This is a genomic window from Mucilaginibacter pocheonensis, assembly GCF_031456535.1.
GTDB lineage: Bacteria > Bacteroidota > Bacteroidia > Sphingobacteriales > Sphingobacteriaceae > Mucilaginibacter > Mucilaginibacter pocheonensis.
Genome location: NZ_JAVDUU010000002.1, coordinates 343,790 through 365,596 on the forward strand (window position 1 = coordinate 343,790; position 21,807 = coordinate 365,596).

General features: G+C 44.6%; 15 protein-coding genes. 8 read left to right on the forward strand and 7 right to left on the reverse strand.

Going from position 1 to position 21,807, the window contains the following annotated elements; all coding sequences use genetic code 11:
- Nucleotides 1–176 precede the first annotated feature (176 nt).
- The 3 genes from J2W55_RS08340 to J2W55_RS08350 form a co-directional block, all read right to left on the reverse strand.
- On the reverse strand, nucleotides 177–1,433 hold the full coding sequence (locus J2W55_RS08340) for a pyridoxal phosphate-dependent aminotransferase (RefSeq protein WP_310094255.1): 1,257 nt from the start codon (nucleotides 1,431–1,433) through the stop codon (nucleotides 177–179).
- Nucleotides 1,434–2,080: 647 nt separating this feature from the next.
- Nucleotides 2,081–2,647 carry a DUF922 domain-containing protein gene (locus tag J2W55_RS08345; protein ID WP_310094258.1) on the reverse strand — a complete coding sequence of 189 codons (567 nt, stop codon included), beginning with the start codon at nucleotides 2,645–2,647 and terminating at the stop codon, nucleotides 2,081–2,083.
- Between the two features lie 21 nt (nucleotides 2,648–2,668).
- Nucleotides 2,669–3,607 carry an SPFH domain-containing protein gene (locus J2W55_RS08350; protein ID WP_310094261.1) on the reverse strand — a complete coding sequence of 313 codons (939 nt, stop codon included), beginning with the start codon at nucleotides 3,605–3,607 and terminating at the stop codon, nucleotides 2,669–2,671.
- 91 nt (nucleotides 3,608–3,698) lie between these two features.
- On the opposite strand from J2W55_RS08350, the gene J2W55_RS08355 reads away from it, so the two are divergent.
- Nucleotides 3,699–3,884, forward strand: coding sequence for a hypothetical protein (locus J2W55_RS08355; RefSeq protein ID WP_310094263.1), 186 nt, complete (start codon nucleotides 3,699–3,701; stop codon nucleotides 3,882–3,884).
- Nucleotides 3,885–4,078: 194 nt separating this feature from the next.
- On the opposite strand, the gene J2W55_RS08360 is transcribed toward J2W55_RS08355, so the two are convergent.
- From J2W55_RS08360 to J2W55_RS08370, 3 genes are read right to left on the reverse strand one after another with little or no spacing between them, the layout of a single operon-like run.
- Complete coding sequence (locus J2W55_RS08360; protein WP_310094266.1) at nucleotides 4,079–6,424, reverse strand: S9 family peptidase; 2,346 nt, start codon at nucleotides 6,422–6,424, stop codon at nucleotides 4,079–4,081.
- Between the two features lie 52 nt (nucleotides 6,425–6,476).
- Entirely contained in the window at nucleotides 6,477–7,712 is a 1,236-nt protein-coding gene (locus J2W55_RS08365; protein WP_310094269.1) for a CapA family protein, read from the reverse strand.
- A gap of 34 nt (nucleotides 7,713–7,746) precedes the next feature.
- Nucleotides 7,747–8,337, reverse strand: coding sequence for a C40 family peptidase (locus J2W55_RS08370; RefSeq protein ID WP_310094272.1), 591 nt, complete (start codon nucleotides 8,335–8,337; stop codon nucleotides 7,747–7,749).
- Between the two features lie 496 nt (nucleotides 8,338–8,833).
- Between J2W55_RS08370 and pdhA the strand changes: the two genes are divergently transcribed.
- Together pdhA and J2W55_RS08380 are read left to right on the forward strand one after the other, a co-directional pair.
- Nucleotides 8,834–9,829, forward strand: a complete 996-nt coding sequence (pdhA, locus tag J2W55_RS08375; RefSeq protein WP_310094275.1) for a pyruvate dehydrogenase (acetyl-transferring) E1 component subunit alpha — start codon at nucleotides 8,834–8,836, stop codon at nucleotides 9,827–9,829.
- Between the two features lie 40 nt (nucleotides 9,830–9,869).
- Nucleotides 9,870–11,519 carry a dihydrolipoamide acetyltransferase family protein gene (locus J2W55_RS08380; protein ID WP_310094277.1) on the forward strand — a complete coding sequence of 550 codons (1,650 nt, stop codon included), beginning with the start codon at nucleotides 9,870–9,872 and terminating at the stop codon, nucleotides 11,517–11,519.
- Nucleotides 11,520–11,717: 198 nt separating this feature from the next.
- Here J2W55_RS08380 and J2W55_RS08385 read toward each other — a convergent pair whose 3' ends face one another.
- Nucleotides 11,718–12,239, reverse strand: coding sequence for a DinB family protein (locus J2W55_RS08385; protein WP_310094280.1), 522 nt, complete (start codon nucleotides 12,237–12,239; stop codon nucleotides 11,718–11,720).
- A gap of 206 nt (nucleotides 12,240–12,445) precedes the next feature.
- Between J2W55_RS08385 and J2W55_RS08390 the strand changes: the two genes are divergently transcribed.
- From J2W55_RS08390 to J2W55_RS08410, 5 genes are all read left to right on the forward strand, one after another.
- Nucleotides 12,446–12,874 (forward strand): cytochrome B, encoded by a 429-nt coding sequence (locus J2W55_RS08390; RefSeq protein WP_310094283.1) that lies wholly within the window; start codon nucleotides 12,446–12,448, stop codon nucleotides 12,872–12,874.
- 233 nt (nucleotides 12,875–13,107) lie between these two features.
- The gene (locus J2W55_RS08395) at nucleotides 13,108–14,517 is read left to right on the forward strand and encodes an anthranilate synthase component I family protein (protein WP_310094286.1); all 1,410 of its coding nucleotides are present in this window, start codon (nucleotides 13,108–13,110) and stop codon (nucleotides 14,515–14,517) included.
- Nucleotides 14,518–14,595: 78 nt separating this feature from the next.
- The gene (locus J2W55_RS08400) at nucleotides 14,596–15,207 is read left to right on the forward strand and encodes an anthranilate synthase component II (protein WP_310094288.1); all 612 of its coding nucleotides are present in this window, start codon (nucleotides 14,596–14,598) and stop codon (nucleotides 15,205–15,207) included.
- A 206-nt stretch (nucleotides 15,208–15,413) separates the two neighbouring features.
- Nucleotides 15,414–16,196, forward strand: a complete 783-nt coding sequence (gene trpC / locus J2W55_RS08405) for an indole-3-glycerol phosphate synthase TrpC (protein ID WP_310094291.1) — start codon at nucleotides 15,414–15,416, stop codon at nucleotides 16,194–16,196.
- 300 nt (nucleotides 16,197–16,496) lie between these two features.
- Complete coding sequence (locus J2W55_RS08410) at nucleotides 16,497–21,803, forward strand: Ig-like domain-containing protein (RefSeq protein WP_310094294.1); 5,307 nt, start codon at nucleotides 16,497–16,499, stop codon at nucleotides 21,801–21,803.
- Nucleotides 21,804–21,807 lie beyond the last annotated feature (4 nt).

Below are 21,807 nucleotides of genomic sequence, written 5' to 3' on the forward strand. Positions count from 1 at the left end.
GAAACAAATTATACTTGAATAAGTTTCAAATTTCGTATTCAGAAAATAAATTAATGTTCCATGCCTGTGTAACAAGCCCAGCACTTATAAAGACATGATCTTTTACCAATATTTAAAAATTAAAAAGGCCACCATGGTTTAACATGATGGCCTTTCTTTATATATAAACAGCCGGATTACTTTAATCTTGATAAGGCTGCCTTTACCCTTGGTATTAGCTGCTGAATATCCTCCAGCGTGCTTGCCCCAACCGATGCGCGGAACCAGTTTACATCGTCATCGGTACCAAAAGCCGAAAATGGCACCAGCGCTACCCCAGCTTCCCTGATCAGGTAAAAGTTAATATCGGCCGAGTCTTTCAACACTGTTCCATCAGGCGCTACCTTGCCTGCATAATCAATTTTCAGGGTAAGATAAATAGCCCCCATCGGCACAATGGAATCTACCCGGAAACCTTCGGCTTTCAATGCCTGAAAACCTTCATGCAGGGTATTCAGGCTCCTTTGTATCTTGCCCTTAATATCATTCAGGTAGGTATCAACAGCTGCATCATTGGTTATAAAACCGGCCATAGCTACCTGCTCGGCCTTGGGCGACCATGCACCCATGTGCCCTACAATGGCTTTCATATTATCAATCACGTGTGCCGGACCAAAGCCCCAGCCAACTCTTACCCCCGTTGAAGCAAAGCATTTTGATGCGCCATCAATAAATATGGTGTAATCCCTCAGTTCGGGGCGTAAAGTAACGGGATCGTAATGTTTGTATTCGCCAAAGGTTAACTGCGAATAGATCTGGTCATACATCAGGTACAAAGGTTTTTGCCCTGCAGGCCGGCTCTTATTTTCGGCAATAACCAGGTCGCATATTTCTTCCAGGTCTTTTTTGCCGAACATGGTACCCGTAGGATTAAGCGGCGAGCACAAAGCCAGTAACGCCGCGCCTTTTAAATGCGGACGGATCTCGTCTGCCGTTGGCATAAAGTTATTTTCGGGGGTGGTAGGTATCATAACGGCCTCGGCATTTAAAAGGTCGCTATAATGATTGTTATTCCATGACGGTAACGGGAAAACCACTTTCTCGCCCGGGTTAACCACCGCCAGAAAAGTTGAGTAAATAAGCGGGCGCGAACCGCCCGATATCAGTATCTCGTTGGCCGAATAGGAAAGGTTATACCTGTTTTTTAACAATGAGGATACGCTTTGGCGCAGGTTCAACATACCATCAGCCGGCGGATAATTGGTTTGATTATGACCGTAAGCCTCCACAATGCCTGCTTTCAGTTCAGCTGGGATGGGATAGATATTGGAGTCGAAATCGCCGATCGTCAGGTTGGCAATATTCTGGCCCTGTCTTTTTAATTCGTTTACCTCGCCTGCTATCTTTATAATTTCGGAGCCGCGCAGATTTTGAGCTAATACAGAAATACTCATGGAAGTATGTTTTTATGAGCGGCAAATATAGTGATATTTGGATGACTGCAGGACTTTCATATAGTTAGACTCACCCGCGTTTAGACTCACCCTGTCGTCGCTTCGCTCGACATCCCTCTCTCCGCCCCCGGCGCAAAGAGGGAGTCTATAATCAGATAAAAGGTAATTAGACAATAGAGCAAAAAAACTACCTATTCAACCCTCTTTATGGCGAAGCCATAGAGAGGGTCGGCCAGCGAAGCGGAGCCGGGGTGAGTCCCCCGCTGTTTTGACTCACCCTGTCATCGCTTCGCTCGACATCCCTCTCTCCGCCTGTGGCGCAAAGAGGGAATTTATAAATCAGGTAAAAGATAGTTGGATAAAAGAACAAAGAAAAAACTACTCTTCCTCAACCCTCTTTATGGCGAAGCCAAAGAGAGGGTCGGCCAGCGAAGCGTAGCCGGGGTGAGTCTGCCCGCGTTTAAACTCACCCTGTCATCGCTGCGCTCGACATCCCTCTCTCCGCCTCCGGCGCAAAGAGGGAATTCACAAACAGATAAAAGATAATTAGACAATAGGACCAAAGAAAAAACCACTCCTCCTCAACCCTCTTTATGGCAAAGCCATAGAGAGGGTCGGCCAGCGAAGCGGAGCCGGGGTGAGTCAACTCAATCAGTCCCTTCACCCTGTACACCCGGCATAACCCGCAGCTGTTTCTGAAAATACACGTCCCAGCTGTGTTGCTGTATGCGGTCGGTCATGTGTTGGGTATCCTCGTCGTAATCAATGTTTAGTTGTTTGTATTTGGCATCAATGCGGTTAAAAAGAGACATGGCCTCATATTGATAATTCCGGCTAAAGCGGGCCCTGCCAATTTCGCGCAATACCTCCTGCTGCTCCAGATAAGCTATGGTGTAATGTCCCTGCTCATGCTTTAATACCTCAGCCAAAACCTGTGGCGAGGATATACGGCTCCTGTCGAGCCAGGACTTTTCCGTATTCAGGATCAGCCGAACAAACGCGTTTATAATATAACTACCGTTGCTCCGGTTTGCCTGGTATCTAAAATCAATGGTGCAATTGGTATAAGCTATAACACCCCGTGCGTTGGTACGCGGGGCGCCGCCAAAATCATTAACCGTTAACTGATGGAATTGTTGCTGGGCCGATGCCCGGTCTATCGTCAATAAAAACAGGGCTGCTACGCCTATACACTTAATCCATCTTACATTCATGAAACTCGCAGGTTAAAACTTTTACTTTTTGACCGCGTCGGCCTGTAAAAGGTTTAAACCCATTAATTCTTTTAACGTATGATGCATTTGGTCGGTTGATCCATCGAGGAATATCACATTGCCCTGTGAGTTTTCGGCAAAATGCTTGATAGATTCTGTCCACATGGTAAACATGATCACGGAGGTATCCATATTGGCCTCGGCCATTTCTTTGGCGGCAACGGTCATACCGCGGGCTACTTCCTCACGAAACAGTGCAATGCCCTGACCACGCAGCTGCGCGGCCTCGCGCTCCGCCTGGGCCGATATTTTGATCGCGTTCCCTTCGGCTTCGGCGGCCTTTGTTTTGGTAATTAATAACGCCTGACCTTCATTTTCGGCAGCGGCTTTCAGGTTGTTCGAAGCCACTACCTGGCTCATTGATTTCATGATCACATCGTCAAACGTAATATCATTTAGCTGCAGGTCCTGTAAATGATAGCCCCAGCTTTCCAGTATCTGGTCAAGTTGCTCTTTTACGTGTTCCACAATATCGCGTCTTAATATGAGCACTTCACTCTGGCGTTTGGTGGCTACAAAAGCCCTGATCGACCCCTCAACTGTACGGATAAGCGCCTGCATCAGGTTACGCTCGTCAACAAATTTAAAAGCTACGTTTTTAATGGTTTCTTCCTGCTGGTCCAATACCGAATACAGCAACATGGCTTTAAAATACACATTGGCCTGATCATAGGTTACAGCCTGGAACTCCAGCTCGACCGACCGGTTCTGGATAGATATTTTGGAGTATATGTTTTCAATAAAAGGTAATTTGAAATTCAGGCCCGGGGTAAGTATGCGCCTGTATTTTCCAAATACGGTAATTACCACTATAGTGCCCTGTTTTACAGACACAAATGACGTTGATAAAATAATCAGAATAATGAGTACAATTAATCCAAAGGTGATTCCGGCTGTCATAAGTTGATAATATTTAGTAAATAAATGTAGTATTAATTATTGGTGTGTTATTTGTTTTTATAAAAATGCTTAAAAAACACAACTAATCATCATGAACCTAAAACGAACATTTGGAGCCATACTTACCGTACTTGGCATTATCGGCTTAATTTATACCGGTTTGGGAGTTATAAACCATACCGGCAGAACCACTACCCTGGTAGTAACCGGCATTATTGCCATTATATTTTTCTTTACCGGCATTGGTTTGGTGCGTAATACAAAAGACGAAGCTTGACACTGCGGGAATTTCCAGGCTTAAGCTTCTTCTTTAAAATTTGTGAGCAGAAAAGTTATAATATAGCGGCTTGAATTATAATCGTCGCCAACTATGATTATTAACCTCTGCGGATAAGATATTCTGCTTAAATAACAACTTAACAAAAGCGGTCGGACCAAATGATCCGACCGCTTTTATTTACAGTTTATACTTTATTGCATACTATTGCGTGGGTCTGTTTTACCCTTTAATAAATATTCCTTTGGCAGTTCGGCGCCCATCAGGTTCTTTACAAAATAATCCCAACGGCGGCGTGTCATATATAATGAATACTGCCCGTAGCCATGCGCGCTGTTAGGGAATACCACCAGGTCATAATTTTTATTGGCTTTCTCCAGGGCTTCAACTACCAGCATGGTATTATACGGCGGTACGTTATTATCCATTAGCCCATGAGCAAGCATTAATTTCCCTTTCAGGTTTTTAGCGTAATTCTGATTAGCCTGCGCTTCGTAATTCGACGTGCCATCAGGCTGCGGGGTAAGCAAACCAATATAGCGTTCGCCCCAGTCATCCTCGTAGTTGCGGTTATCGTGATTGCCCGATTCTGATATACCTACTTTAAAAAAGTCGGGAAAGCGGAACATAGCCGCGGCAGTTGCAAAGCCGCCGCCGGAATGCCCCCAGATGCCCGCGCGGTTAATATCAATATAAGAATATTTTTGCGCCAACTGCTGCATACCGGTAACCTGATCGGGCAGGGTATTTTCGGCCATGTGACCATAATTCATATCATGGTAGCTTTTTGAACGCAGCGGGTTACTGGTACCCTCCAGCTGAATAACCACAAACCCCAGTTCGGCCAGCGCCTGGCAATCGCCCCTTGCAGAAAAGAACGACCAGCTGCCCACACTACCCCCCTGCGGTCCGGGATAAATGTTATTTATAATAGGATATTTTTTTGAGGGATCAAGATTAGTAGGCGTAAACATGAGGCCATAAATATCTGTTTGCCCGTCATGCGCTTTAACGGTGATAGGTGTTGGAGCCTTCCAACCGGCAGCTGTAAGTCTGGCGATATCCGTTTTTTCTAACGTACTAACCAGTTTACCGTTAAGGCTGCGCAGCACAGTAACCGGCGCAACATCCGGTTTTGAATAGCTGTCAATAAAATAATTGCCTGAAGGGGATAAAGTAACCTGGTGATTTCCTTCTTCGGGTGTTAGCAGGCTTAAGTTTTTACCGTTAAAGCCTACTTTATATAAATGGGTAAAATATGGGTTGCCCGGCTCGCGGCCGTCGGCCAAAAAGTATATCAGCCGATTCTTTTCGTCTACCTTCAGCAGTTCTGTAACGGCCCAGTCGCCTTTAGTGATCTGGTTTTTAAGTTTACCGGTCAACGCATCATATAAATACAGATGGCCCCAGTTATCGCGCTCCGAGAACCAGATAATTTCATTGGTCTTTGCCAGATATTTCCAGTTAATAGTCCCCTGGCCCGATTCGTATTGTGTAGGTACGGTTTCTTCAAACACTTCGCGAACAGCTCCTGTAGCAGCATCAGCAATGCGGAATTTCTCTTGCTTATGATCGCGGGAGGTTGATACAAACGCCAATTTTGAAGCATCGGCATTCCAGTCCACATCGTCAAAAGTTCCGCTGCTGGCAATATCATCACTCAATGTGGCCCGGTGCGGGTCGGGCGGTACCTGTAGGCCGATAACTTTAGGGCCGTCAATATTAATGATCACCCGTTGGATGGTAGCAATTACCGAATCGCCCGGCAGCGGATATTTCCATGCCTTTAACGTTGGATGGCCAACATTGGTGGTAACCAGGTACATATCGCCCACCTTGCGCTCATCCTGTTTAAAGGTGGCTATCTTTTTTGAATCTGGCGACCAGCGCAGCACCGGCCCGTCTGATGATTTCCAGCCCGCGTTATCGGTGGCGTAGCCAAAATCCTTTGCTCCGTCGGTTGTAAGTTGTGTATGTTTGCCGGTTTTGGTATCCCTAACCCACAAATTATAGTCCTTTATATATGCCGCAAGGTTTCCGTCGGGCGATAAAACTTCGTCATCGATACCTCTGCGGCGGGGGCCTGCTGCCTTGTCGCCAACCATCGCATCATCAGGAGTAACCTGGTAACTTTGCAGATCGCATTTCCATGATTTCCCATTCGCTTCAAACAAAACAGAACGACCATCGGCCGAAAAGCTAATGGTACGGAAAGGAAGCCGGCCAGCCTCATACCCCTTGCCTAATGCGGTTGATAGTGCCGCCGCCAGTTTTTGCTGGTCAAAAGCCGGGGTACGTGTTTTCCTGGCGGGATCAACCAAAATAAACTCGCTGCCCTGCGCGGTTAAAATACGGTACCAGAATTTATCGCCGCCAATCCAGTTGGGGGTAACCCGGCCATGATCAACCAACTGCTCGGTGTTGTAGCTCATAAAACCTTCGGCACGGGCGTAATCTTTTTCCGTGAGGGTGTTGCCCTGCTGGGCATTCGCACTTAATGCAAACGCCAAAATAGTAACTGATAATAAATATTTATTCATACGCTTAAACGTGTGTTTAGAGTGTTAAAATGTTTGTTTAAAGTGTTAAATTTTACAAATTAACACGCAAATTAACGTTTTTAGGTGTGTTTTCGCTCCTTAAACGCTGTAACTTTTGTGAGGGAATTATTGGGCTGCGCACTGCCGTTATATCGCCATCATCAGAAATATTTAAACCGGCATCCGGAAAGTCCATCGCGGTAAGCATCCTTATCCTCAGCATGGCCTGATTGAGCGTATCCCTCACCAACCCCTTATCATGAGCCTGCCTGAACGACAGGATACGACCGCTTAAAAATTCGCCTTTTTTATTCACGTAAACTTTAAGCAAGGGTGCCATGCCGCATATACCGCTCACACTCACCGACTTATAAGTACAAAAATTACCCAGGCTATAGGCTATCAGCCTGTTTTTGTACATTTCCATGGCCCGGTTCACATGAGGGCCGTTCCCAAATATCAGATCGGCGCCTGCATCAATGGCGTTATGGGCAAAGGCATACACATCTCCGCGCTTTTCGCCAATGTATGACTCAACAGCAAAGGGCACATGCTCAAAGTCTACACCTTCGCCACCACCATGAAATGATACAATAACAATATCGCAGTGCTGCTTAAGTTTCCTGATGATCTGGGCAGCTCCCTGCAGGTTATGTATTGATACCGTATTTGCATTAGGTGCAAATGAGCAAAACCCATATTTAACGCCCTTTAACTCAAATACTGTTGAAGGCCGTATAAGTAAACCAGCGTAATTTATACCCAGGCTATCAAGGGCCTGAACAGTGCTTTTACGCCCATTTTCGTCAAAATCATTGATATGGTTATTGGCAAGGCTAACCACATTAAAGCCGGCATCCTTTAAAACCGAGGCATATTTTACCGGCATTCTGAACAGGAAAGGCTTGCTACGCTGATGAAGCCTGAAATATGCCGGGGCTCCGGTATCAACCAGAGTGCCTTCAAGGTTGCCAAATGCAACATCAGCATTTCTCAATTCGGCGGCGGCTGCTTTAAAACTATCGCGCGCGCTATCTGGCGGCAGGGTAGTACTATCGGGATATGATGTGCCCAGCATGATATCGCCCACGGCAGCTACACAAACCGAATCATGATGAATTGGTATTGCGCTGTGCGGCAAACCCTCCCGAGTCAAAGGCTTACTGTGCTGTATAGTTGGTTGCTTTATTGTTCCCGGGCTTTCACACCCCTGTAAAAACAGCAGCGCACCGCCGGCAACGGACATTATAAATAATCTTAGTACAAAAAAAAGTCCCTTCATGTTCATGAAAGGACTAAATTAATTATTTAATTGAATTTCTTTAATTATTGTTATCCTCGTCTGTAGTTGGGGTTGAAGCACCGGTAAGCTCATCCTTAAATGAAGCCAGCAAACGGCCGCCTCTATAAAAATAACGGCTGTAGTAATTGTCATCAAGACTGCTGATAGCCACACCTTTTGATGATGCATGGGCGAAACGGCCATTACCCAGGTAAATACCTACATGTGAAATTCTGCGGCTATGTATCTTAAAGAAAACCAGGTCGCCTTCTTTCAGATCGTCTTTACCAACAGGGTTAACCATGCTAAAAATATCGCGTGAGCTCCGTTTAATATCCAGATTAAAAACCTCGCTGTAAAGTTCTTTTGTAAAGGCTGAGCAATCAATACCTTTTCTTGATTCACCGCCAAAATGGTAAGGAGTGCCTATCCAATCGTAAACAAAATGAAAAAGTTTCATATTTGAGGTTGCAGATAATGCAACACCCATAATTTGTGATAAATATGTTTTTGCTAAACCTTCCTGTTCGTCAGGTGCCTTGTCGGTTGTATTAGTGGTAGTATTTCCTGTTTGAGCCTGCGAGGCTAAAACGCTGAAAATTAATGCAATAGCAAGGATTGTTTTCTTCATTTAACGCTTTGGTTTGCTGTTAGGGCCAACAAATTGTTTATTAAATCAGACATGGTGTATGCCGTTGGATACAAAACTATCTATATTTTTTAAAATTGCAAATAAATGGCACTTTTTTTTCAAAAAATATAAATAATCCATCTATGCCAAAAATCTTATTAATTATAGCCCTTCCTGGTTACGTTTATGCTACTTTAAAGATTTGGGTATTTTTATCGCCTCCGGCTTTTTTATTAAAAAAACAGACACCAATTTGACCAAAAGATGTCAAAATTTAGCGCTAAATCGCGTTATTGCATCTAAAAAACTTCGGCATTATAACAATATAGCCATATAAAGTTTGGCTAAACAAACAAAACGCGATAATCCATGCTCATTTTATAGCATTTATTTGAAATAAAAAATAAACTGCACAACAAATTCGTTGCAGTTTCGATAATTTCAAGGATATAATTAGATTTGCGCTTTACTCCAAGAAATTGATTGTTTTAATTACATGAGTTCAATCGAAATTAACAAAGACACTTACCTGATGTGGTACGAACAAATGCTTTTAATGCGCAAGTTCGAAGAAAAGGCAGGACAGTTATACGGACAACAAAAGATCAGGGGCTTTTGCCACCTGTATATTGGGCAGGAAGCTGTACTGGCCGGAGCCATGTCTGTAATAAAGCAGGAAGACAGCATGATAACCGCTTACCGCGACCATGCTCATGCCCTTGCTAAAGGTGTAACACCAAATGCTGTTATGGCCGAATTGTATGGTAAAGCCACCGGATGCTCAAAAGGCAAGGGCGGTTCCATGCACATGTTTGATAAAGAAAAACACTTTTATGGTGGCCACGGCATTGTTGGCGGTCAGGTTCCGCTGGGAGCAGGTATCGCTTTTGCCGAAAAATATAAAGGTACCGAGTTTGTAAATATTGCTTATATGGGCGACGGGGCAGTACGCCAGGGCGCATTGACCGAAACCTTTAATATGGCCGCGCTTTGGAAATTACCCGTAATTTTTGTTTGTGAAAACAATGGTTATGCCATGGGTACTTCTGTTGAGCGTACCACCATACAAACAGACATTTATAAATTAGGCCTGCCTTACGGTATACCATCGCAAGCTGTTGACGGAATGGACCCTGCTGCTGTACACGTAGCAATGGACGAAGCCGTTCAGCGCGCACGCAGCGGTGAAGGACCAACCTTCTTGGAAATGCGCACCTATCGTTACAAAGGTCACTCTATGTCTGACCCTCAGAAATACCGTACTAAAGAAGAACTGGAAAGCTACAAAGCAAAAGACCCTATTGAAATAACCAAACAAGTTATAGTAAAAGAAGGTTATGCTGATGAGAAATGGTTTGAAGAGATTGACGCCAAGATAAAAGCTATTGTTGAAGAATCGGTTAAATTTTCTGAGGAATCACCATGGCCCGAAGCTTCTGAACTATATACAGATGTTTATGTTCAGGCAGACTATCCATACATCAGAGACTAATCCTATATTTATATAAATATTTTATTCTATTAAATAGTATATGGCCGAAGTAGTTAAAATGCCTAAAATGAGCGATACCATGACCGAAGGGGTATTGGCGAAATGGCATAAGAAAGTTGGCGATAAAGTAAAATCAGGCGATGTATTGGCCGAGATTGAAACTGACAAAGCTACCATGGATTTTGAATCGTACCAGGACGGCACCTTATTATATATAGGTGTTGAAGAAGGTAATGCCGTTCCGGTTGATGCCGTTATTGCCGTTTTAGGTAACGAGGGCGAAGATTACAAAGCCGCCCTTACACAGGACGGAGGCACCGAAAAGAAAGAAGAAAAACCAGCCGAAGCTGATAAACCTGTGGCTGATAAAAAACCTGCCGCAACCGCAGCACCAAAGGTTGACCTGTCAAGTATACCGGCTACTGTAATACGTATGCCTGCCCTTAGCGATACCATGACCGAGGGCGTTATTGAAAAATGGAATTTTAAAGTTGGTGATAAAGTTAAATCTGATGACTCCCTGGCTGATGTAGCAACCGATAAGGCTACTATGGAAGTGGTGGGTTATGAAGAAGGTACACTTTTATACATCGGCCCAAAAGAAGGCGAAGCCGCGCCGGTTAATGGCATTATAGCTATTGTTGGTAAAGAGGGTACCGATATTACGCCTTTGTTACAGGATACAGGCGACGCCCCTGCTGCCGCACCGGCAGAAGAAGAAGCCGCGCCTAAAGCTGAAGCAGCTACCGCTGATGCCGCGCCTGCCGCCTCATCAACTACTGATGACAGCCGCGTTAAAGCATCGCCACTGGCACGTAAAATAGCAAAAGATAAGGGCATTAACCTTAATGATGTAAAAGGCAGTGCCGAAGGCGGCCGCATTATTAAGAAAGATGTGGAAGAGTTTAAGCCAAGTGCTAAACCAGCTCCTGCAAGTACCGAAGCTCCTGCAGCTGCAGCTGCCCCGGCGGCTAAGGCTCCTATCACCCTGCCAACTTACACAGGCGAAGAGAAGTTTACCGAAAGGTCTGTTACTCAAATGCGCAAAGCTATTAGCCGCCGCTTAAGTGAAAGCTTGTTTACCGCGCCGCATTTTTATGTAACCATGACCATTGATATGGATCAGGCTATTGCTGCCCGTACCCGCATCAATGATGTAGCGCCAGTTAAAATATCATTTAATGATTTTGTATTAAAAGCATGCGCGGTTGCCTTAAAACAACATCCTGCTATTAATTCATCATTCCTGGGCGATAAAATACGCACTAACGAACATATACATATCGGCGTTGCTGTTGCAGTTGACGAAGGCCTGCTGGTGCCGGTAATTAAATTTGCTGATGGCAAATCATTAAGCCACATTTCTGTTGAAGTGAAAGAGTTTGCCGGTAAAGCTAAAGCTAAAAAGCTGCAGCCTGCCGAAATGGAAGGCTCAACCTTCACTATATCAAACTTAGGAATGTTTGGTGTTGATGAATTTACAGCTATTATAAATACACCAAACTCCTGTATACTTGCCGTTAGCGGCATACAACAGGTTCCGGTTGTTAAAAACGGCGCTGTAGTACCAGGCAATATTATGAAGGTAACCCTAAGCTGTGATCACCGTGTGGTTGATGGCGCAACGGGTGCCGCATTCCTGCAAACACTAAAATCGTTGTTGGAAGAGCCTGTAAGATTACTGATCTGATTTCGAATTCCGGAATTTCGATTTCAGATTTACGATATTTAAAGAGCGATGAAGTTAACTTCATCGCTCTTTTTGTTTTATAAAACCCGCGTCACCGGGAGCGCAACCGAATTGCTCACCGCTGTCATGGTATAGAACACGCATAATTGCGATTACAGAAATCCCTTATCTCAACCCAAATTTGAACCAACAAAAACATTAAAGATATCCTTTAATATTTTTTAACTGGTGAACATGCCTTTGGGTATGGTAGAGCGTTTGGTACAGCCACTCCAGCCGTGTGAGGTGCCCCATACCGGGAAATTCGCTCTCCAGGCATGAATCCGTCAGATCTTTAGTGTCAATTACCTCTAACATCTCATCAAACACAATTTGCAGTTTAGCGGTCAGGATGTCTTTATCATAATACTTATCATCAGGCGTAATTGACGGGGCCGAAGTGAATTTTAAATTAAGATCCAGAAACATATCTTTTAACGCCTGAATATGTTTATCCGGCGCCCGGTTTGTTATGCCGCTATTTCCTTTAAGCAACGCCGTAATGCTCGACACAGACAGTACGATATGTTCACCAACCTGAGCGGCTGTCCAGCTGCCCTGAAACGGAATACGATTGATATCCTCCTGCCTGATAAAATCTAAGGTTTGTATCAGGTCATCAGCTACTGATTGCAATTGAACCGCTAATGGCTGATTGGTTTTTATTATTTCCTCTTTCATAAAAATGTTTTATTTATTCCCATTCAAAGGTCGGTACATTTAGGCAGCACCGCAGGTGGTAAAAAAGACAGATTTAGGGCAAATTGCGACAAATTCAAAATTTCATTCATCTTGCGCTTTTACTATAAGCGTTAACACATTGTCAAATAAGCCCTATATTTTAACAGCTTTTTCTTTTATCGTATATTCACGCAAAAATTTATATTATGACCCTTTATAGCTTTTTCCAGCAACTTCACTCCGGTTTCAGGTATATTGTATTGATATTCGTAGTACTGGCTGCCTTAAATGCCCTGGCCGGCCTCATCAGCAAAAAACCATATACTGAAGTTAACCGCAGGCTTAGTTTGTTCGCTCTAATATCGGTGCATACACAACTGCTAATTGGCATTGTATTATACTTTATAAGTCCGCTGGTACAGTTTACCAAAAATGCAATGCATGAAAAACACCTGCGTTTTTTTACGGTTGAGCATTGGGTTATAATGGTGATAGCCATTGTATTGATCACTATTGGTCACAGCAAATCAAAAAGAGCCGTTAGTGCCGAAGCTAAGCAAAAGGCCATTTCTATATTTTATCTGCTCGGATTAATCATAATTGCAGCCGGTATCCTATTAATTCCACGTGGCTAATAGGATTTAGCAAATAAAAATTTTCAGAAAAAATTTGGTAATTCATTTTTCTTTATAAATTTGTGACCACGATGATTAAAAACACTCATAAAAACAGCTGGTGGCACCAATTAAATTTGGCAGCCGGATACGTTTTTGATCAGAGATAACTAATCAATTGTAAACCTAAATAGGAAACCCGGCGACCCCAATTCGCCGGGTTTTTTTGTTTAACACACTCTTTGAAACAACATATGAACAAATTTAAAATAACTACCACACATAAAAAGCTACTGGCTGATACCACGACACCGGTGAGCATTTACCTGCGCCTGAGGGACGTATTTCCCAATTCGCTCCTACTGGAAAGCTCTGATTACCATAGCCGCGAAAACAGCCTGAGCTATATATGCTGCGAACCTATAAGCGGCCTGATTTTAAATCAGGGCGTTTTGAAAAAACAATATCCCGACGGCAGCCAGGAAACCCACGATGCCGGAACGTTTGAACTGATAGACCAGATAAATCAATTTATTGACAGTTTTGAAACAGACGCAAACCCCGGCAAAATAATATCAAACGGTTTATTTGGTTATTTTACCCATGAAGCGGTAGAGCATTTTGAAACTATCAGGCTAAAACAAAGCGATGATACAACCCGGCAGATACCGGTGATGCAGTATCATATTTACCGTTATATTATAGCGATTGACCACTTTAAAAATGAGCTGTACATTTTTCATAACCAGGCCGAGGGTGGCGCTATAAACGGCGGCATTGAAAAACTGGAGTACCTTATCAAAAATAAAAACTTTCCTGAGTATAGTTTTAAAAGCAAGGGCGATGAACAATCAAACCTTACCGGTGATGAGTTTATTGGTATTGTTGAAAAAATGAAGCAGCATATTTTCAGGGGGGATGTTTTCCAGATCGTGCCGTCGCGCGCGTTTTCCCGTACTTTCCAGGGTGATGAGTTTAATGTTTACCGCGCGTTGCGCTCTATCAATCCGTCGCCTTACCTGTTTTATTTTGATTACGGCGACTTCAGGATCTTTGGTTCATCGCCCGAGGCGCAAATCACCATTAAAAATAACGTGGCCAGCATATTCCCCATAGCAGGAACTTTTAAACGGAGCGGCGATGATGAAAAAGACGCCGAGATAGCCCGCAACCTGGAGAACGATCCAAAAGAATCGGCAGAGCATGTAATGCTGGTTGACCTGGCTCGAAATGATCTGAGTCGCCATTGCGAACAGGTAGAGGTTAAGGCATTTAAGGAAGTACAATATTACTCGCATTTGATACACCTGGTATCGCATGTGAGCGGTAAATTATTGCCAGGGGTATCCTCCTTTAAAATTGTAGCCGACACCTATCCGGCAGGTACACTGAGCGGCGCACCTAAATACCGCGCTATGGAGATCATTGACGAGAACGAGAAAGCAAAACGCAGCTTTTACAGCGGCGCTATTGGCTATCTGGGATTCAACGGCGATTTTAACCACGCCATTATGATCCGCTCGTTCCTCAGCAAAAATAACACGCTGCATTACCAGGCCGGGGCAGGTATTGTAGCCGGCTCCGTTGCCGAAAGCGAACTGAAAGAAGTTGATAACAAAATAGCAGCCTTAAGGCGGGCCTTTGAACTGGCAGAGGAGCTTTAGAGCCCTCTTAAAGGGGACAGACCTAAAATGATTGATTAAAATTTGGATAGAATATTCTTAAAAGAATAAAAACATAACATGAACGAGCAAGAGAGCAAAGCCAACGCTTCATTAAAAGAGCCGGGGCGCATCCTGATAATTGACAACTACGATTCCTTTACTTATAACCTTGTACATTTGGTTAATGAGCTTGGCCAGCAATGCGAGGTTTGGAGAAATGATAAATTTTCTATTGACGATGTAGACGCCTTTGACAAGATCATTTTATCGCCGGGGCCGGGTATACCATCCGAAGCGGGACTGTTGCTGGAAGTTATCGAAAAGTATTCGCCTGCTAAAAGCATATTCGGGGTGTGCCTTGGCCAGCAGGCCATTGCCGAAGTGTTTGGCGGCAGCCTGCACAATTTAAGTCAGCCAATGCATGGGATAGCCACACCCATAAAAGTTACCGATGAAGAGGAAGATCTTTTTAAGGGTCTGCCAAATAGCTTTAAAGTCGGCCGCTATCACTCGTGGGTTGTAAGCGATAAAGGTTTGCCAGAGATATTACAGGTAACTGCCATTGACGAAGCCGATAACTCCATTATGGCATTATCGCACCGGGAGTATGATGTTAAAGGCGTACAATTCCATCCCGAATCAATATTAACCCAATACGGGAAAGAATTGATGCAGAACTGGCTAAGCTAACGGTATTGGTAAATAATGATAGCTTTGTATTGATAAAGACAAAAACGAAAGGTTATCCTGAACTTGTTTCCGGGTGTTACGCGACGGTTAGCCTTCTTGTTATACGGCCTTAATAGGGGGTGCCAAAACAAGTACGGGATAACAACAGCATTTAAAATTAAATTCTTAAAATACCAAAATTCCCCTTAAGGGGGTTAGGGGGCCTAATGAACATACTTGATAAAATAGTTGCCAATAAAAAAAAGGAAGTAGCATCAGCTAAAAAACGCACCTCGTACGTTGAACTGGAGGAGTCAGAATATTTCCATCGCGAAACTTACTCGTTCAAGGAATTTTTGCTTGACCCCAAACGCAGCGGCATCATAGCGGAGTTTAAACGCAAATCTCCCTCAAAAGGCATCATAAATGATAAAGTGCGGGTAAGTGCAGTTACCAACGGCTACGCTAACGCAGGCGCCTCTGCCCTATCTGTTTTAACCGACCGCAATTTTTTTATGGGTCGCAAGGCCGATCTGGTCAAAGCACGTTCAGTAAACACCATCCCCGTACTGCGTAAGGATTTTATGATAGATGAGTATCAGGTAATAGAAGCAAAATCATTGGGTGCCGATATTATTTTGCTGATAGCTGCTATACTAACACCGGCAGAAATTGATACCATGGCCACACTGGCCAAAAGTATCGGTTTAAATGTACTGCTTGAAGTGCATAACCTGGAAGAACTGGAACGCAGTATACATCCTAAACTGGATGCCATTGGCGTAAATAACCGCAACCTTACCGATTTTACTGTATCTGTAGAAACATCGTATCAACTGGCCAAACATATCCCTGCGGAATTCCTGAAAATATCTGAAAGCGCCATCAGTGATCCGGCAACAATAAGGCATCTTAAACTGGAAGGCTTTAATGGCTTTTTAATTGGCGAAACCTTTATGAAACATGCCGACCCTGCCCAGGCAATGAAGGAGTTTGTTGCGCAGTTATAGCCCGCTATCCGTTTTCTATTTTTCCATACGTTGGTCACTATACTTTATTACAAAAAGCCTCGGATTAAATTTCCGGGGACTTTTTGTATAGCTGGAGAATTTGCTTTTCTTCTGTAATGTTGCTAACATCTATTTTGTTCAATTTAAGCAAACAAAATTTTCTGTTTTACGTATTATACTGCGAACATTTTTACTATTAAAAACACCAGGGGACAAAAATTCTGCAAGCTATGCTTTGGCCGTGCAGAATGAACCATTGATCATGAAAGTGACCTGTCATAAAGGGTGCAATAGGATCTTATGCATAAAAAATTACTCGTACTATCATTTATAATCTTCTCATTTACAGCATACAGCAGAATTTGCATATTAGACGTCACCTTATCGTCTTCAGGCTCTTCTATATGCTCAGGCACAAGTGTTGTTCTAACTACCAAAATAACCGGCGGAACCGGCCCTTATAATTATGTTTGGAACACCGGCGAAAAAACGCCATCCATAAGCGTAAATAAAGCCGGTACCTATACCGTGTCGGTCAGTGATAATACGCCGGGTTGCCAGCCAATTACAAAAAGTATAACCATTACATCATTAATTACACCAAACGCTCCAACAGCTGCCAATCAAATTATCTGCCCCAACAGCTACACTACGCTTAAGGCAACAGCGCCCGGAGGAGACTATCAATGGTATGATGCACCGGTTGATGGTACTTTTTTAAAAAGCGGCGATAGCTACATTACTCCCATTATAACTGAAACCACCACATTTTATGTGCAAACAACAGTATCAGGCTGTACAAGTCCCAGAACTCCTGTTACTGTTTATGTTACAGGCAAGCCAAGTGTTACCGGTGCAACATTGTGTGCCGGAGGCGTGGCTACCTTATCAGCAAGCGGAGGTGACAGCTACACCTGGTATGATGCAGCATCGGGAGGCAACCAGGTTGGTACCGGGCCAACATTTGTCACTCCGGTATTGTCAAGTTCCAAAACATATCATGTAGTAGCCATAATAAGAGGCTGTACCAGTGTACGAACACCGGTAACCGCCAGGGTAACCGCCCCGCCACCGCCCCCCACAGCCAGCGATGTCTCTACTTGCGTAGGCTCGTCTGCGAGTTTACACGCCGATGCTCCTGATGGTGTATTTGATTGGTTTGATGTACCAACCGGCGGAACTTCATTGATTTCAAGTCCGGATTACACTACGCCTCCGCTTACAGCCACAACAACTTATTATGTACAAACTACTATAAACAATTGTCAAAGCGACCGTAAGGCGGTAATTGTGACTGTAAACCCAATTCCACAACCACCGCCAACACAAACCGTTAGCATTTGCAACGGAACCAGCACCACATTAACCGCCGATCCCGCTCCCACCGGAACTTACGCTTGGTATGACCAGGCAAGCGGTGGAACCTTGCTTAAAAATGGGGTGACTTTTCAAACTCCTGTTCTTACTAATTCGACTATTTATTATGTTCAGCACAGTAACGGTGGCTGTACAAGTGACCGCACGGCTGTTAATGTCAATATAACTCCGCCTCCGGCAGCTCCATCAGTATCAGAACCTGTTATATGTTCTGGCGCTGTTGCAACATTAACAGCAACCTCTGCAGCCGGCGGCACCTTTCAATGGTACAACTCAGCAACAGGGGGTACACTTTTATCATCAAACGCCACCTATGTAACCCCAGCCTTAACTGGCAATACTACATATTATGTTCAAACCACAGTGGGAGGATGTATAAGTGCCCGTACCCCGGCAACGGTAAAGGTACTTGAACCCGTGCCGGCCCCAACTGTTCCCGCAACGAGCATTTGTTCGGGTAATTCAGCTGCGCTTGTTGCTTCCGGATCGCCTGATGAATATGAGTGGTATGATGCCGCCACAGGCGGCAATTTGCTGACTACCGGGTCAACTTATGTTACCCCGGTACTAACATCAAACCAAACTTACTATGTGCAAAGTATAGCAAATGATTGTACCAGCCTGCGTAAAGCGGTAACTGTAACGGTAAATCCTATACCATCAGCTCCTACCGCTAATGATGCCTCCATTTGTCCCGGCACATCAGCCAATTTAACAGCCAGCGCAGCCAGCGGAACCATTCAATGGTATGACGCACCCAAAGACGGCAATTTGCTTGCCACAAGCAATACATTTTCAACTCCCGTTCTGGTTAAAAAAACCACCTACTATGTACAAAATACCAATGGATCATGTGTTAGTGAACGCAGCGCGGTAACTGTAAATATGATATCAACGGCCAGTCCGCAATTCAAATATGAATCTGGCACATTTTGTACTTCAGGTTCTAATCCTTCGCCCGCCATTTACGTTCCGGGGGGAACTTTTAGTGCAGCCCCGGTCGGGCTTACGTTTGTAAGCACTTCTACAGGCCAAATTAACATTGCTGCCAGCATACCGGGGAAATATACCATTACTTATGACTATGGCGGCGCCTGCCCGGGCACCAGTACCGCCGATATAACTATTACATCCACCGCCGATGCTCAGTTTAGCTATAAAGGACCATTTTGTACAAGTGGCCCCAACCCATTGCCTGTTTTTAGCGCTGGGGCAAGCGCAGGTGTTTACAGTTCATCGCCAGCTGGTTTGGTTTTCAAAAATACCTCAACAGGCGAAATTGATCTGAGTGCAAGTAAAGCAGGAACTTACACGGTTACCAATACCATAACGGCAACCGCAGGTTGCCAGGCACGTACCAGCACAGCACAGGTAACCATTTTCGAAGCGGTTTCAGTTAATGCCGGATCCAATCAGACCGTACCTTCGGGCACTCCGGTTAAATTAGAGGCCACAATTTCCAGCGGCTCCGGAATATGGAAAGGAGGAAACGGGTCATTTTCTGACAAAACAGATCCTCATGCTATTTACACGCCCCGCGCTGGCGAAACCAAAGCCACACTTACTTTTACGTCGGCCGACCCGGCGGGTCCCTGCGGGCCGGTGTCATCCACTGTTACCATCACATTTAACCCTATTCCCCCGGCACCAACTGTCACAAGTAATCCGGTCTGTATCGGTAACTCCGCTACATTGGTAGCTACGGCGCCGGGCGGTACTTATAAATGGTTCGATGCTGCCAGCGATGGTACAGAGCTTTTTACTGGTCCTATATTTAAAACCCCGCCATTAACCACAACTACTACTTATTATGTACAGGTAACCAAGAGCGGGATTACCAGCAGCCGAAAAGCGGTAACCGTAAATATTACCCCAACACCCGCCGCGCCACAAGTTGATATATCACCTGCCTGCGCAGGGGGCACGGCAACACTTACAGCAAGCGGTTCAACAGGCACCTATAAATGGTATGATGCTCCCATAGGCGGTACATTATTAGAAACAAAAGCTGTTTATGTAACGCCGGTATTAAATGCGGATAAGAGTTATTACGTACAAACCACTGTTAACGGCTGTACAAGCCCGCGTACGCAAGTTGATGTTAAGGTATCACAGGCACCTCACGTAACAAGCGCTGCTACCGGTATTATTTGCAGCGGCACCCCGCTTGATTATACCATTACAGCGGATATTCCAGCTACCACTTTTTCGTGGAGCAGGGCGGCTGTGGCAGGCATCAGCAACCCTGCTGCAACGGCCGAAACAGACGGACCGATCAATGAACCGTTAATGAATACCCTCAGTACCCCGGTAAATGTAAAATACATTATCACGCCGGTAGCAAATGGTTGTACAGGGCCTGCCTTTACTTACCAGGTAACTGTAAATCCGCTACCAGTTGTATCCAGTGATGCAACTGCTATCATTTGTAACGGAACTACTGACGGGTATGAAATTAAATTTGATAACAGTGGCGCAAGCGTTACCTGGAGCAGGGCCGCTGTTGATGGGATAAGTAACGCGGCAGTATCCGGGCAAACCGCCCCTGTGATCAAAGAGGTTTTATTTAACACCTCAACCGCTCCTGTTGATGCAACCTATGTGTTTAATTATAAAACAAGCAATTGCCAGGGGCCGCCTTTCAGCCTGGTAATGAAAGTAAACCCCGCAGTTAAAATAACCAGCGATGTCATAGGAACAGTTTGCAGCGGAATACCTCAAAACTATACCATTACATCAAACATACCATCAGCCACATTTAGCTGGAAACGTGACGCGGTTACCAACATCAGTAACCCGGCTGTAAGCGATCAAACCAACGCTGTTATTGATGAAAAATTAATTAATACAGGACCCGTTGCCGTTAAGGTCACCTATATTATAACCGCCCAGGCTTTTGGCTGCACCAGTACGCCATTCACTTATGTAGTAACCGTAAACCCGCAAGCAGATGCGCCGGTGGCCAACAGCAACACACCTGTTTGCGAGGGTAGCACCATACAACTCAGAACCCCTACCATTCCAAGGGCAACTTATAAATGGACAGGGCCAAACGGCTATGTTTCTGAATTGCAAAATCCGGATATTCCTAATGTTACAGCAGCCAACGGCGGTACCTATAATCTGTATGTTATTACAAATGATTGTACCAGCCCGGCCACCTCTATTGATGTTCAAGTAAATGAGCCGCCAAAAGCAGATGCCGGGCCCGACCAAACCCAATGTATAACATCAACGGCAATAAAGCTGGCTGGCAGTGTTACAGGTGGCACCAGTACCGGGATATGGTCGGTAACCAGCGGAACAGGTAAATTTTTCCCATCAAGTGATCAACTGGATGCGCAATACATTCCGTCAGCTGAGGATAAAGCTGCCGGATCAGTTAAACTGACCTTATCCTCTACGAGTAAAGATGATTGTGCCATATCAACTTCAGACATGACCGTAACATTTGCACCATCGCCTGCTGCTGATGCGGGTGCTGACCTGAATGTTTGCGCACAAGACGAAAGTATTAAATTAAGCGGCAGAATTTTAATTCCAGGCGGAGCTTTATGGAGCAACAAAACAGGCAGCGGTACCTTTAGCCCTTCGGCAACGCAACCCGATGCATTTTATATACCAAGCGCGGCCGATATACAAAGTGGCTCTGTTACATTAATACTTACAGCTACTGCCGCCGGAATTTGTGATATACCGACCGATGAAATGACCATTAAGTTTACCCCACCACCAACTTTAAATGCCGGCGGTACAAGATATGTTTTAAAAGATCGGACCATTACGTTAACCCCAACCGTGAGTGATGAAAATGTGCAATATTTGTGGTCGCCAGCTGCAGGTTTAAGCAGCACTACCATAAAGAACCCGGTATTAACCGGGGATGTTGACCGCACCTACACTTTGCAAATAACTGATTCGCGGGGATGTGTAAGTACTGATAAAACCTTTATAAAGGTATCGCCCCAGCTGATAGTGCCAAACACATTTACACCAAACGGCGATGGATCAAATGATTTTTGGGACATACGCGGTCTTATTGCTTACGAGAATGCTGTAGTAGATATATTTAACCGCTACGGACAGCAACTATTCCATTCCATAGGCTATTCCAAGCCCTGGGAAGGAACTTATAACGGCCAACCCGTACCGGCAGGCACCTATTATTATAAGATCAACACCAATGTTAATAATCAGGTTTTATCCGGATATGTACTAATTATCCGGTAGCCAT